We start from the raw sequence: 13,782 nt of genomic DNA, 5'->3' as shown, positions 1-13,782 counted from the left end.
CCCGATTGTTCGATTCGTCAAGGGCGGCGCTCACCCATCGCTACGCACCCTCGCGCGCCTTCAACGGAAAGTAGCACGCCACTTGCCGCTGCGACGCAAGCGCCCCCAAATTCGGCGTTTGCTCGCGGCAAGGCCCCGCGGCGCGCGGACAACGCGGATGGAAAGCGCAACCGGCAGGCAGCCGCGTGGGCGAAGGTATCTCTCCCTCGATCTTCGACAGGACGAGCCGCTCGCCCGGGTCCGGCACCGGCGACGAATCCCGCAACACCCGGCTATACGGATGCGCCGGTGCGTCTAGCAACGTCCGCGTAGGCCCGCTTTCGACGATACGCCCGAGATACATGACGCTCACTGTATCGCAGAACTGACGCACGACGCCAAGGTCGTGCGAGACGAACACGAACGACAGCCCCCTCTCCTTGCGCAGCTTCGCGAGCAATTGCAGAATTTGCGCTTGGACCGAGACATCGAGGGCCGACACCGGTTCGTCGGCGATGATCAACTCCGGATCGAGCACGAGCGCCCGCGCGATCCCGATACGCTGGCGCTGGCCGCCCGAAAATTCGTGCGGATATCGATCGAGCGCATCCAGCGGCAGGCCCACGTCGAGCAGCGTCTTCGCCACCTTCTCGGCGATCGCTCGGGCGTTCCCTCGACGATGCACGCGCAGCGGCTCTTCGAGCGTCTCCCGCACCGTGCGGCGCGGATTGAGCGATGCATAGGGATCCTGAAACACGATCTGAATGCGTTGGCGCAATGCACGCATCTGCGCGCCGCCGGCGCGCCGCAGATCGATCCCGTCGAACACGATCGACCCCGAATCCGGCTCGATGAGCCGCAGCAAGGTCCGCGCGACCGTCGATTTGCCGCAGCCGGATTCGCCCACGAGCCCTAACGAACTGCCGCGCGGGACGGAGAACGACACCTCGTTGACGGCGCGCACGACTTTCTTGGGCGCCCCGAGCCGCCCGCCGCCGCTCGTGAAATGCTTGACTAGATTGTCGACCCGCAAGAGCTCGCTCATCGCGACATCTCCCTGTTCATTCGTAGCTGTTCGTGCATAACGGGGCAACGCACCGTGTGCGAGGGGGCACTGCCCGGCACGGGCAGCAATTCTGGGTGCTCGCGTTCGCACCGTGCCTGCCGGTGCGGGCAGCGCGCCGCAAATGCACAGCCGGACGGCATCGCCGCGAGCGATGGCGCCTGCCCCGGAATACCCTGTAGCTCGTCCATGTCCTTATCGACCCGAGGCATCGCGCGCAGCAACGCTTGCGTGTAGGGGTGCGTCGGTCGAGCGAAGAGCGCGTCCACGTCGGCCAGTTCGACGATTTCGCCGGCATACATCACGGCCACGCGATCGGCGATCTGCGCTACCACGCCCAGGTTGTGCGTGATGAACAAAACCGCGGTGCCGTGCGCGGCCTTCAATTGCGCGAGCAGCGCCAAGATCTGCGCTTGAATCGTGACGTCGAGCGCCGTGGTGGGCTCATCGGCCACAAGCAATGCCGGTTTGCACGCGATCGCCATCGCGATCATCGCGCGTTGGCGCATGCCGCCCGAGAACTGATGCGGGTAGTCGGCGTAGCGGCATTCCGCGCCCGGAATGCCGACTTCCCGCAAGGCGTCGAGCGCTCGCCGACGCGCATCGGCCGGCGACACGTCGTGATGCTGACGGATCGCTTCGACGATTTGATCGCCCACGCGCATCGTCGGATTCAGCGACGTCATCGGGTCTTGAAACACCATCGCAATCCGGTTGCCGCGCACGCGTGCAAGCTGCGCCTCCGACAACGTCGACAAATCGCGGCCATCGAAAAGGATCTGGCCGCCCGCATGGCGCGCTGCCGTCGTCGGCAGCAAGCGCAGGATCGATAGCGCGGTCACGCTTTTACCGCTGCCCGATTCGCCTACGAGCGCCACCGTCTCGTTGCGCGCGATATCGAGGGAGAGCCCGCGCACGGCGGCGTGCCACTGCCGTCGAATACGAAACTCGGTGCGCAGTTCGCGAAGCTCGAGTAGGGAGGACGGCTCGCTCATCGCTTCTCTCCACGAAGTTTAGGGTCGAGCGCATCGCGCAATGCGTCGCCAAGCAGGTTCAGGGCCAACACCGTAACAAGAATGGCGAGACACGGAAAAACGATCAGCCACCAGGAATCGAGGATGTTGTCGAAACCGTCGCGAATCATGCCGCCCCAAGTCGCGATCGGCGGCGGCACGCCAAGCCCGATGAAACTGAGCGAGGCTTCGGTTCGGATGGCCGTGGCCATCCACATCGATCCGAGCACGATCACTTCGGAAATCATGTTGGGCAAGATATGCACCGCCATCAGACGAATCGGCCCAAAACCGAGCGCACGCCCCGCCTCGATGAAATCTCGCTGCTTGAGGGCGATGGTCGGGGCGCGCGCCACGCGCACGAACGGGGCGATCTCCGTAATGGCGATCGCCACCACCAGGTTCTGCAGGCTGGCGCCGAGCATGGCGGCCACCATCAGCCCGAGCAACAACGCGGGAAACGAGAGCAGGACGTCGACGAGGCCCATCACGAGCTGATCGACCCAGCCGCCGAGATAACCGGCCACGATGCCGAGCGACGAGCCCACCACCATGGCGATCAACACGGCCAGAAAGCCGACCAGCAACGAAATACGCGCGCCGTAGATCAAGCGAGAGAGCACATCGCGCCCATAGCTGTCGGTGCCGAGCCAGTATTGGGCGGAGGGCGGGTCCAGCCGATAGGCGATGTGCTGTTCGATCGGATCGTGCGGCGAGATCCACGGGGCGAAGGCGGCGGCGAGCACGACGATCGCGAGCAGAATCAAGCCGATCCACGCAATGCGATTGCCGAGCAGGGTGCGCCACAGCGTATCGATTCTGGCGGCAGGCGCGGGGGTAGGAGATGAAGTTGCCACGGTGCTCATTTGTATTTCACTCGAGGGTCGACCCACGCATAGGCGAGGTCGGTCAACAGATTGACGACGATCACGCAAACCGCGAACACGATCATCAAGCCTTGCAGCAAGGTGTAATCGCGCGAATTCAACGCGCCCAGGATCAGCTTGCCGATGCCCGGCCGATTGAACACGATCTCGGTCAGCACCGAATTGCCGATCAGCGTGCCGAAATACAGGCCGACGACCGTCAGGATCGGGATCAACGCATTGCGCAGTGCGTGCCGCAAGATCAATTGATGCGGCCGCAAGCCCTTGGCGCGCGCGGTGCGGATGTAGTCCTCGCCGAGCACGCCGAGCATCGACGAACGCGTGACGCGCGTTACATAGCCCGTCATGATCAAGCCGAGGTTGAAGGCGGGTAGCGCCAGACCGCGCCACTGCCCCCAAGGATTGCCGGAGGTCGTGCTGCCGATCACCGGAAACCAATCGAGCTCGATGGCAAACGCAAGCAGCATCAAGATGCCCGAGACGAATGCCGGGAACGACAGGCCGGCCAACGACAGAATGCGCGTCACGTAGTCGGGCCAGGCATTGCGTCGTAAAGCGGCCCAAATACCTAGCGGCAGACCCAAGCCGACGCCGATCAGGATCGCGGCGATCGTGAGTTGCAGCGTCCACGGCAGCACGGCCGCGACTTCCCGCAGCACGCTCTGCCCATTCGCGAGCGAGTGGCCTAAGTTGCCGCTCAGCACGTCGGTCAAGAAATGCACGTACTGCGTGCGCAGCGGCAGGTCCAGGCCCAACTGACTTCGTAATGCGGCCAGCGCCTGCGCGCTCGCCTGATCGCCCAGCATCGCGGCCGCCGGATCGCCGGGCACGAGACGCACGAGCACGAACACGGCGGTCAGCATGGCAAGCAACGTTGGGATCGCAAGCAGTAGACGCTTGACGGTGTAGCGAATCATGCGGAAACCTCCGAATGCGGTGCGATGAGCAAGCGTTGCGCTCCGAGTGCCGCGATGGCGCGGCGAGTTGAACCGTCGACGATCAAATCGGCCAGCGCGGCGCCGACCACCGGGGCGAGCTGGAACCCGTGTCCGGAGTACCCGAACGCATGGAACACGCCGGGCGCGTTGACGGCCGGTCCGACGACCGGCAGCAAGTCGGCTGTTTTCGCTTCGAGACCGGACCAGACCCGCACGATGCGAACGTCGCGCACGCAAGGGAATAAATCGGTCGCCGCGCGCGCCCCTTTGCTCAAGACGCCCATTTTCACCTCGGAGGTTTCATCGTCGAGGTTGGGCACGCCTTGCAAGCCGCCGCCGATCACGAGCGTGCCCTGGTCCGATTGCTTGAACGAAAGCGAGCGCCCCATGATCGATACGACAGGCTCGATCATGGGCGCGATGCGCTCGGATACGATCATCATCGAGGCCTTCGTGCCTAGCGGAATGATGTCGCCGACCATCGCCGCGATACGGCCTGCCCACGCGCCGGCCGCATTCACGACGGCCGGCACGACGAGCGGGCCGTCGTGCTCGCTCGCGGCATGGCCGGCGCGGTCGATCTCGATCGCCCAGTCCTGACCGCGGCGTTCCATGCCGCTCACGCCGTGGCCCTCGCGGATCACGACGCCCGCCGCTTGCGCGCTGCGCCGGAATGCCGCCAAAGTGCGATGCGGATCCGCGGCGCCGTTGTCGGCCGCCATGGAGGCGCCCACGCAATGCGCGCTAATCGCGGGCACACGCCGGCGCAATTCCGTACCGTCGATGATGGCCTCGTGCGTGTATCCCTTGGCGTTCAACCCGGCCACGCGCGCCTCGAGCTTCGACAGGTTCGACGCATCTTCGGCCACGCAGATCTGTCCGTGAGCATGAAAGCCGCAATCGTCGCCGACGAGCGAGGCGATACTGCGCCACATGTCCATCGATTCGAGCGCGAGGTCCAATTCGCGCAAGTCGCGGTTGAGCGTGCGCACCCCAGCCGCGGACGCCCCCGACGCGTGCCGGCCCACCCAAGCCCGTTCGAGCACGACCACGCGCCGACCCGCGCGGGCCAAATGCAATGCAGCCGATAAACCATGCAAGCCGCCGCCGATCACGGCGACGTCGAATACCGCCTGGCCCATTACGTGTCGCCCCCCGTATCGAGCGAGGCCAGCTCGCCGAGCGTCAATGGCTTCAACGGTGGGCGAATGCGATAAAACCCGATTTGCTCGACGCCCTTTCCATGAGCCCCGGCCAAAATATGGGCGACCGTGTATCCGCACTGACGGCCTTGGCAGGGCCCCATGCCGGCGCGCGTGAACGCCTTGATCTGATTCGGTCCCGGGTGGCCGATACGCGCGGCCGCGCGAATCTGACCAGCAGTCAGTTCCTCGCAACGGCATACGACCGTTTCATCGGCCGGCTCGAACAGCTCCGCACGCGGCGGGTACAGCGCATCGAGCAGCGGGCGAATCGACAATTGAGCGGCAAGCGTGCGTCGCAAAGGCAACGCAATGCGCCGGGCTTCGTCTTCGCTCAACGTGCCGGCGCGCATCGCGGCCCCCAACGCGGCGAGTTCGCCGCGTGTGCATGCCGCGCGCGCACCGCCGATGCCCGCACCGTCGCCAGCCGAAAAAATCCCGGGCTTGCTCGTCTGCCCCCATTCGTCGATGGTGGGGGCGAAACAGCGTTGATCGGCGCGCCACTCATGCGCGCAACCGAGCGCCTGAGTCATATGAATCGAAGGCACGACACCTTCGTGAACGAGCAGCAGATCGACCGCCACGCGTTGCGACCGGCCATCGGCGGTGCGATAGACGACATGCTCCAAGCGGTCGCTGCCCTCCCCCCTCAACTGCGTCACGCCTCGAACGATGGGAAAGCCCGCGCGGCGCAATTCACGCATCCAGCCCAAGCCCTTGACCATGTCTTTCCAGGCGTGCGTTGCCGCGCCGAGATGAGGCAATGCGCGGGACCAGCCCCCGGAGGGCGCCGTATCGAGCCAACCGGCGATCGTGCCGCCGGCGCGCAGCAGCTGGACCATGTAGAGCAGCACGAGCGGCCCGCTGCCCGCCACCCACACCGGTCCCTTGGGAATCTCGCGCGCCGTCTTCAAGAGAATCTGAGCCGCTCCTACGGTCAGCACGCCCGGCAACGTCCAACCCGGAAACGGCGCCGGTCGTTCCTGAGCGCCCGTGGCCAACACCACGTTCGCTGCCTGCACGCATTGCGCTTGCTGATCGCGGCTCATGAACACTTGCCAGCCCGGTTCGATTTGCCAGACCTGCGTACGGGGCTCGTAAAGCGCACCGCTTTCGTGAAACGCGCGCGCCAACGACAGCCCCGCGGTGTATTCCTCGCCCAGCAACTGCCCGGTTCGCGTGCCTGCCCGCGTCTCGACCGCGCGCCAGATCTGACCGCCCGGCGCCTGCTGATCGTCCACGACCAGCACGCTCAAGCCCAGACGCCGCGCCCGCAGCGCGGCGCTCATGCCCGCGGGGCCCGCCCCCACGACGAGTAAATCGACTGCGCGGCTCATCGCGATACTCCTTGCCGCGAGCCACCGCCAGAGACGGCCACGTCCCCCGCGGTTGCGTCGCGCGGCGTCACCGCAAGCACGCGGCGGCCGTGCTGCCGCGTAACGCGCATGCCATCGCGCACGGGCACGAGGCACGTCTGAACCGAAGCCATGCCATCCACATTGGCCAGGCACTCGAAGCATACGCCCATCATGCAGTAGGGCGTACGCGGGCTGCCGTTGACAGGCGTCGTGCGCGAGATCGGCGAATCGAGCCGCAGCAGCACGGCAGCCACGCTTTCGCCCAGCTCGGCGCTGACCGCCTGTCCATCTATCGTCACGGTCACGTCGAGGGCTTTCTCCCCGGGGTCATGCAGTTTGCGGAACATTGAAGCGTCCATGGTGAAAGATCTGCAGTTCGTCTGGAATCCGGGCTTGCGCGAATGCGGCGGCCAGCGGTCCAGCGTGGAAGGCGGCGAGCGTGATGCCCGAGTGGCAGAGCGCGATCCAGGCGCCGGGGCAAGCGGCGGACTCGGCATAAACCGGATACCCGTCCGGCGTCATGACGCGCAGGCATGACCAATGCCGCACGAGCTGCGCTTGCCCCAGCGCCGGCCATATGCGGGCGGCTTGCCGGCTCATGTGCGCCGCCGCGGCAGTCGTGGTGGTCAGGTCGAAGCCGACGTCTTCCTGCGTGACGCCGATCATGACGGTGCCTTCGGCCGTCTGGCGCAGCCCGCTTGCCGGCAGCGGCAGCATCGGCGCGAGCCGTTCGGTGACCAGAAGCTGCCCCCGCTGGGGTCGCAACGGAACGTCCAAGCCAACCATGGGGCCCAGCGCCGACGAGCCGAGGCCGGCGGCGACGACCACTCGAGCCGCCTCGAAGCGCTGCTTGCCGACGTGCACGCTGAAGCCGCCGCCGGCGAGCGGTTCGATGCGCGAAGCAGGACTGCTGGTGCGCAAGCGCGCGCCGCGGACCTGAAGCGAACGCTGCAACGCGGCCAGCAAGCGCAGCGGATTGACGTCGCCGTCCATGCGCCCATAGCTCGCCCCGCTCACTTCCGGCCCGAATCGCACCTTCGGGAAAAGGCGTTGCAATTGCCCGCGATCGAGCATTTCCGAGCAGCTTTCCTCGCCCGGCAACTCCTCGGTCATGCGAGCGAGCTTCGCGGCCCGTTGCTCCCATTGCGCTTGGCCGACGCAGAAGTGGATGCCGCCCTCCGCCCGGTAGTCGAGTTCGATGCCGCTATCGGCCGTCAAGTCGCGCGCAAACGCGGGCCACAACGCCGCGCTGCGCCGCGTGAGCTGCTGATAGGCCGGCTGACCGAACCCCTTGCCCTGCACCCAAACGAGGCCGAAATTGGCCTTTGCGGCGCGCAGATCGCCGTCGGCGCCGTCGAGCACGAGCACCCGCAGGCCGTGCCGAACGAGACCGTACGCCACCGCGCTTCCCACGACACCCGCCCCGGCGACGATCACGTCGTAAGATCGGGTGTCCAATTTATGCTTAGGACTACTATCTAATGTCATGGAAGTGTCGGAAAATCCGCCGTGTCCGGCCTGTGAACTCTATGCCTTACAGAGCGATCCCGGATAGGGATCGCGCCGGACAAGATCGAACAGTCAAGGCATCAATGCGCGGCCAGCGTGGTTTGCTCGGTAATGAGCGGGGCGAGATTGAGCGAGCCTTTCAAGTCATACCCATACTGCACCTTATCGCTGTGCACCCATACTTGAAGCAAACCGAACAGCGGCACCGAGCAAACATCGTCGTGAATCTTTTGCTGCGCGCTCTTCCACAACGCCAGCTTCTTGTTCGGGTCCGGTTCCACGTGCGCCGCGCGGATATCGGCATCCGCCACCGAGCAGTGGGAGAAATTCGACATCGCCGTCGGCGTATTCACCGACGCCGCCGAATCGTAGAACTCGTTCAGCCAAATATCGGCGCTCGGATAGCGCGCGGCGCCATAGAATACGAGCCCGCTCAAGTCTTTCCGGCTTTGAGCCTGATAGGTCGAATGATCGACGATCTGCATGTCGAGCTTGATACCGGCCTGCGCCAACTGCGCTTGAACGATCTCCATGATCGGCTGCTGCGCCGAGATGTTCGACACGATCGACTTGATGGTGACGCCGTTCGGATAGCCGGCCTGCGTCAGCAGCTTGCGTGCATTGGCCACGTTGTAGGCATAGCCGCCGCTCGCGCAATCTTCGCCTAGGTAACCCGGCGGAACGGACGAACAGCCCTTGATCGCCACGTCGGCGCCCACGTAATGCATGATCTCGTCGACGTTGATCGATGCTGCAATCGCCTCGCGCACCTTGATGTTGTCGAGCGGTTTGATCGTGCGATTGAGGAACAACGTGCGAAATTCCGCAGGCTGGAAAATGTCGACGTGCGCGCCCTTGCGCTTTCGCTCGCGCTCCACCCAGCGCTTCTCGCGCTTGCCGTAGATGACATCGAGTTCGCCCGATGCGAAGGCCAATTCGCGATCGCTGTCCGACGGGATCATGCGATAGGTAATGCCGGCGAGTTTGGGCTTGCCGCGAAAATACTGATCGTTGGCGACGAGCTTCACGAACTGCTGCGTGACGTGCTGACTGAACGCGAACGGCCCCGTGCCCACGGGGTGATTGCCGAATTGGCTGCCGTATTTCTCGGCCGCTTTCATGCTGACGATGTAACCGCCGTGATAGTTCGACACGCGCCCGAGAAACGTCGCATCCGGATACTTCAGCGTGACGCGAACAGTGTAGGGATCCAGCGCATCGATTTTGTCGATCTCGACGAAGTCGGCGGCAAAGCTCGATCGCTTCGGATCTGCCGCGCGTTTGAGCGAATAGACGACATCGGCCGAAGTCAGCTCGCCCCAGTCGCCCTGAAACTTCACACCGTGACGCAAATGAAACGTCCACACCTTACTGTCGCTCGACGATTGCCAGCTCTCGGCCAGATCGGGTTCGAGCGACTTTGGATCCGCGCTGCCCGGCGCGAAACGCACGAGCCCATTGAACAGTTCGGCGACTACGCTGACGTCATTGGTCGAGGTAGCGCGATCGGGATCGAGCGTCGCGATGTCTTCGGCGCCCGAACTGACGCGAATCACCGGGCGTGGATCGGTCTGCGCGAACGCCGTCGACGCAAGCGCGGCGCTGACGGCTGCAGCGGCGAGCGTCGTGAAGAGCAAGGGGAGGAGTCGACTGTTCATGGGTCCGTATAGGGAAGAGGCTAGGTCGCATGCAACGTGGGAAAGCGTCCCTACGGTAGGACCGTCAATTTTATGTGTCAAAGGCCGATATTCGCGTCGCGTATTCCCAGAGGTTATAACCCGGGTTATCCCTCTCCGGCCTTTCGAGCCGTGCAACGTGGGCCGAGACGACCGTGTCGAGCCCGTGTTTCACTGCGGGTGAATCCATGACGACTCCGTGGCGATTGCCCACCGGGACAGCCATAACTCGCCGGAATAGACGACCGCCAAATCGGTCTTTGACCGGCTAAATCCGCGTCTCTAGACTCGCACCCCTCATTCAACGGCTTTCATCGGAAGCCACTGCGATTACGGGGTGAATCATGCGAATCGGCATTCTCGGGGCGGGCGCTATCGCGTTCGGCGCCGCCGCACAACTGAGCCTGTCGGGGCATGAGCCGGTGCTCTGGTCGCCTTCAGGCGCCGGGACGAAACAGCTTGCCTGCGGCGAGCCACTGATCGCCAGCGGGGCGCTCGAGGCATCCTTTCGGCCTCGCATCGCATCGTCGTGCGCCGAGGCGATCGCCGATGCAGACGGCGTCATGCTCGCGCTGCCCGCCTATGGACACAAGAGCGTGATCGATGCCGCGGCGCACCATATTCGAAACGGGCAACCCGTCATCATGAGCGGGCATCTTTCGTTCGGCGCGCTGTATCTGTCCAAGCGCCTTTGCGAGCGTAACGTTCAAGCGCCGATCATTGCATGGGGTACGACGGTCACGACGGGGAGACAGACGAGCGCTACGGCCGTCCATGTCGGCACCGTGCGTGGCAGCGTCGATATCGCGACAATGCCGGCCGACGCCATCGATGAGGGACACGCCTTGTGCACCGAACTCTTCGGCGACCGGTTCGCGAAACGCGATGGTCTGCTTGCCATCGCGCTAAGCAATCTGAACCCGCAAAATCACCTTGGTATCGCGCTGTTGAACCTTACGCGCATGGAGCACGGCGAATCGTGGAGCCAAGGGGGAAACATCACACCCACCGTCGGCCGGCTGATCGAGGCGCTGGACACGGAGCGGTTGCACATTGCGAGAGCGCTCGGCGTTGCCGTCAAGACAGTTCAAGAGCACTTCGCGCTCTCGTATCGCGTTCCCATTCGCAGCGTGGCGGAGATGAATCAGGAAAGACATCGCCTTGGGCTGGGTGGCTTCGGCCCCAAGACGATCGATAGCCGGTATGTGCTCGAAGACGTACCGTTCGGATTGCTGCCCACAGTGATCCTCGCTCGGCTCACCGGATGCGATGCGACCTTGCACGAGGCCGGCATTGCGATGCTGTCGGCCGCGTACGGACGGGAATTCTCGAAGGAGAACGACTTGTTGCCCGAACTCGGGATCGAGCGAATGTCCATGGCCGAACTGCAGCGGTTGGCGAGCGAGGGGTATTGGGGCGGTTGATCGACGTTCATCGTCACAAAAAAATAGCGCCGCGGGCTTCCACCCTGCGGCGCTATCACGAGACCCTACGACGCAAGCAACACGCCGTAGTCCGCCATCGCGTTTACATCTTCACGGTATCGGCCACTTCCTTGAAGTCTTCGATCTGATCGAAGTTCATGTACTGGTAGATCTTGTCGCCGTTGGCGGTCAGCACACCCATGTCGGCCATGTACTCTTCCTTCGTCGGGATCTTGCCCAAACGCGAGCAGATCGCCGCCAGTTCCGCGGAACCCAGGTACACGTTCGTGTTCTTGCCCAGACGGTTCGGGAAGTTACGCGTCGAAGTCGACATGACCGTCGCGCCTTCACGCACCTGCGCTTGGTTACCCATGCACAGCGAGCAGCCCGGCATTTCGGTACGCGCGCCGGCCGTACCGAAGACGCCGTAATGGCCTTCCTCGGTCAGCTGCTTCTGGTCCATCTTGGTCGGCGGCGCCACCCACAGCTTGACCGGAATGTCGCGCTTGCCTTCCAGCAGCTTCGATGCCGCCCGGAAGTGCCCGATGTTCGTCATGCACGAGCCGATGAACACTTCGTCGATCGTGTTGCCGGCCACATCGGACAGCGTCTTCACGTCGTCCGGATCGTTCGGGCAGGCCACGATCGGCTCGTGAATGTCAGCGAGATCGATCTCGATGACGGCGGCGTAGTCGGCATCCGCATCCGGCGACAACAACTGCGGATCGGCCAGCCACTGCTCCATCGCCTTGATACGGCGCTGCAGGCTGCGCGGGTCTTGGTAGCCTTCGGCGATCATCCACTTGAGCAGCGTGACGTTGCTGTTCAGGTATTCGATGATCGGTTCCTTGTTCAGGTGAACCGTGCAACCGGCGGCCGAACGCTCGGCCGATGCATCCGACAATTCGAACGCCTGCTCGACCTTCAGATCGGGCAGGCCTTCGATTTCGAGAATGCGGCCGGAGAAGATGTTCTTCTTGCCTTGCTTGGCCACCGTCAGCATGCCTTGCTTGATGGCATACAGCGGGATCGCGTTGACCAGATCGCGCAGGGTCACGCCCGGCTGCATCTTTCCCTTGAAGCGGACGAGCACCGATTCCGGCATGTCGAGCGGCATCGTGCCGGTAGCGGCGGCAAACGCGACCAGGCCCGAACCGGCCGGGAAGCTGATGCCGATCGGGAAACGCGTGTGCGAATCGCCACCGGTGCCCACCGTGTCGGGCAGCAGCATGCGGTTCAGCCACGAGTGAATCACGCCGTCGCCCGGGCGCAGCGCGATGCCGCCGCGCGTGCTGATGAAGTCGGGCAGCGTCCGGTGCGTTTTCACGTCGACGGGCTTCGGATAGGCAGCCGTATGGCAGAACGACTGCATCACGAGATCGGCCGAGAAGCCCAGGCACGCCAAGTCCTTCAATTCGTCACGCGTCATCGGGCCCGTGGTGTCTTGCGAGCCCACCGACGTCATCTTCGGTTCGCAGTAGGTGCCCGGGCGCACGCCCTGACCTTCCGGCAAGCCGCAGGCGCGGCCGACCATCTTCTGCGCGAGCGAGAAGCCCTTGCCGCTGTCGGCGGGCTGCTGCGGCAGGCGGAACAACGTGGACGGAGCCAAGCCCAGCGCTTCGCGCGCCTTGGCGGTCAGCCCGCGGCCGATGATGAGGGGAATACGGCCGCCCGCGCGCACTTCGTCGAACAGCACGTCGGACTTCACCTGGAATTCGGCGATCACTTCGCCGTTCTTCAAGGCCTTGCCTTCATAGGGACGCAATTCGACCACGTCGCCCATTTCCATCTTCGACACGTCGAGTTCGATCGGCAGCGCGCCGGCATCTTCCATGGTGTTGTAGAAGATCGGAGCGATCTTGCCGCCCAGGCACACGCCGCCGAAACGCTTGTTCGGAATGAAGGGGATGTCTTCGCCCGTGAACCACAGCACCGAGTTGGTGGCCGACTTGCGCGAGGAGCCCGTGCCGACCACGTCGCCCACGTAGGCGACCAAGTGACCTTTTTCTTTCAGCGACTCGATGAACTTGACCGGGCCGCGCTTGCCGTCCTCTTCCGGGGTGATGCCCGGGCGCGCGTTCTTCAGCATCGCCAATGCGTGCAGCGGAATGTCCGGGCGCGTGGTGGCGTCAGGGGCCGGCGAAAGGTCGTCGGTGTTGGTTTCGCCCGTCACCTTGAAGACGGTGATCGTCAGGCTTTGCGGCACTTCCGGACGGCTCGTGAACCATTCGGCGTCGGCCCAGCTCTGCATCACGGCGCGTGCGTTGGCATTGCCCTTGTCGGCCAATTCCTTGACGTCGTGGAACTGGTCGAACATCAGCAGCGTTTTCTTCAGCGCATCGGCCGCCGTCGCGCCCACTTCGGCATCGGCCAGCAGTTCGATCAACGGCTCGATGTTGTAGCCGCCCAGCATCGTGCCGAGCAATTCCGTGGCGCGCGCGCGCGAAATCAGCGCGCAGGCGGTCTCGCCCTTGGCCACGGCGGCCAGGAAGCCGGCCTTCACACGGGCCGCTTCGTCCACGCCGGCGGGCACGCGATGGGTAATGAGTTCGACGAGCGTTTGCTCTTCGCCCGCGGGCGGGTTCGTCAGCAGTTCCACCAGCTCGGCGGTCTGTTGCGCCGTCAGCGGCAAGGGAGGAATGCCGAGCGCGGCGCGTGCGGCTACGTGAGCACGATAGTTTTCAAGCATGGGGACCACCTGCGGGTATTGCGGTTCAGGGGAAGGCCAGGCAC

The 13,782-nt window shown here is 64.3% G+C and carries 10 protein-coding genes and 1 pseudogene; 1 reads left to right on the top strand and 10 read right to left on the bottom strand.

All coding sequences use genetic code 11. The features are described from left to right. Positions 1 to 40: 40 nt before the first annotated feature. The 9 genes and pseudogenes from ACTHNR_RS04795 to ACTHNR_RS04755 form a co-directional block, all read right to left on the bottom strand. The gene (locus ACTHNR_RS04795) at positions 41 to 1,024 is read right to left on the bottom strand and encodes an ABC transporter ATP-binding protein (protein ID WP_440546372.1); all 984 of its coding nucleotides are present in this window, start codon (positions 1,022 to 1,024) and stop codon (positions 41 to 43) included. Continuing rightward, positions 1,021 to 2,037 (bottom strand): ABC transporter ATP-binding protein, encoded by a 1,017-nt coding sequence (locus ACTHNR_RS04790; protein ID WP_440546371.1) that lies wholly within the window; start codon positions 2,035 to 2,037, stop codon positions 1,021 to 1,023. Before ACTHNR_RS04790 ends, ACTHNR_RS04795 begins: the two co-directional genes overlap by 4 nt. Then, entirely contained in the window at positions 2,034 to 2,921 is an 888-nt protein-coding gene (locus ACTHNR_RS04785; protein WP_440546370.1) for an ABC transporter permease, read from the bottom strand. The genes ACTHNR_RS04790 and ACTHNR_RS04785 overlap by 4 nt, the downstream gene beginning before the upstream one ends. Further along, complete coding sequence (locus ACTHNR_RS04780; RefSeq protein WP_440546369.1) at positions 2,918 to 3,859, bottom strand: ABC transporter permease; 942 nt, start codon at positions 3,857 to 3,859, stop codon at positions 2,918 to 2,920. Before ACTHNR_RS04780 ends, ACTHNR_RS04785 begins: the two co-directional genes overlap by 4 nt. Then, positions 3,856 to 5,022, bottom strand: coding sequence for an NAD(P)/FAD-dependent oxidoreductase (locus tag ACTHNR_RS04775; protein WP_440546368.1), 1,167 nt, complete (start codon positions 5,020 to 5,022; stop codon positions 3,856 to 3,858). Before ACTHNR_RS04775 ends, ACTHNR_RS04780 begins: the two co-directional genes overlap by 4 nt. After that, positions 5,022 to 6,419 carry an FAD-dependent oxidoreductase gene (locus tag ACTHNR_RS04770; protein ID WP_440546367.1) on the bottom strand — a complete coding sequence of 466 codons (1,398 nt, stop codon included), beginning with the start codon at positions 6,417 to 6,419 and terminating at the stop codon, positions 5,022 to 5,024. The genes ACTHNR_RS04775 and ACTHNR_RS04770 overlap by 1 nt, the downstream gene beginning before the upstream one ends. Before the next feature lie 80 nt (positions 6,420 to 6,499). Continuing rightward, positions 6,500 to 6,787, bottom strand: a pseudogene (locus ACTHNR_RS04765) ((2Fe-2S)-binding protein); the annotation flags it as partial. After that, positions 6,768 to 7,898 (bottom strand): NAD(P)/FAD-dependent oxidoreductase, encoded by a 1,131-nt coding sequence (locus ACTHNR_RS04760; protein ID WP_440546365.1) that lies wholly within the window; start codon positions 7,896 to 7,898, stop codon positions 6,768 to 6,770. The pseudogene ACTHNR_RS04765 and the gene ACTHNR_RS04760, both read right to left, overlap by 20 nt. Before the next feature lie 131 nt (positions 7,899 to 8,029). Next, positions 8,030 to 9,607 (bottom strand): ABC transporter substrate-binding protein, encoded by a 1,578-nt coding sequence (locus ACTHNR_RS04755; RefSeq protein ID WP_440546364.1) that lies wholly within the window; start codon positions 9,605 to 9,607, stop codon positions 8,030 to 8,032. A 362-nt stretch (positions 9,608 to 9,969) separates the two neighbouring features. Here ACTHNR_RS04755 and ACTHNR_RS04750 point away from each other — a divergent pair, with 362 nt between their 5' ends. Beyond that, positions 9,970 to 11,049, top strand: a complete 1,080-nt coding sequence (locus tag ACTHNR_RS04750) for an NAD/NADP octopine/nopaline dehydrogenase family protein (RefSeq protein ID WP_440546363.1) — start codon at positions 9,970 to 9,972, stop codon at positions 11,047 to 11,049. Positions 11,050 to 11,152: 103 nt separating this feature from the next. Here the strand turns inward: ACTHNR_RS04750 and acnB are convergent, their stop codons facing one another. Then, a complete protein-coding gene (acnB, locus tag ACTHNR_RS04745; protein WP_440546361.1) occupies positions 11,153 to 13,738 on the bottom strand; it encodes a bifunctional aconitate hydratase 2/2-methylisocitrate dehydratase in 2,586 nt (861 codons plus the stop codon). Between the last annotated feature and the right edge of the window lie 44 nt (positions 13,739 to 13,782).

The organism is Trinickia sp. (genome assembly GCF_051954495.1).
Lineage (GTDB): Bacteria > Pseudomonadota > Gammaproteobacteria > Burkholderiales > Burkholderiaceae > Trinickia.
This window is presented reverse-complemented; position numbering and strand designations above follow the sequence as displayed.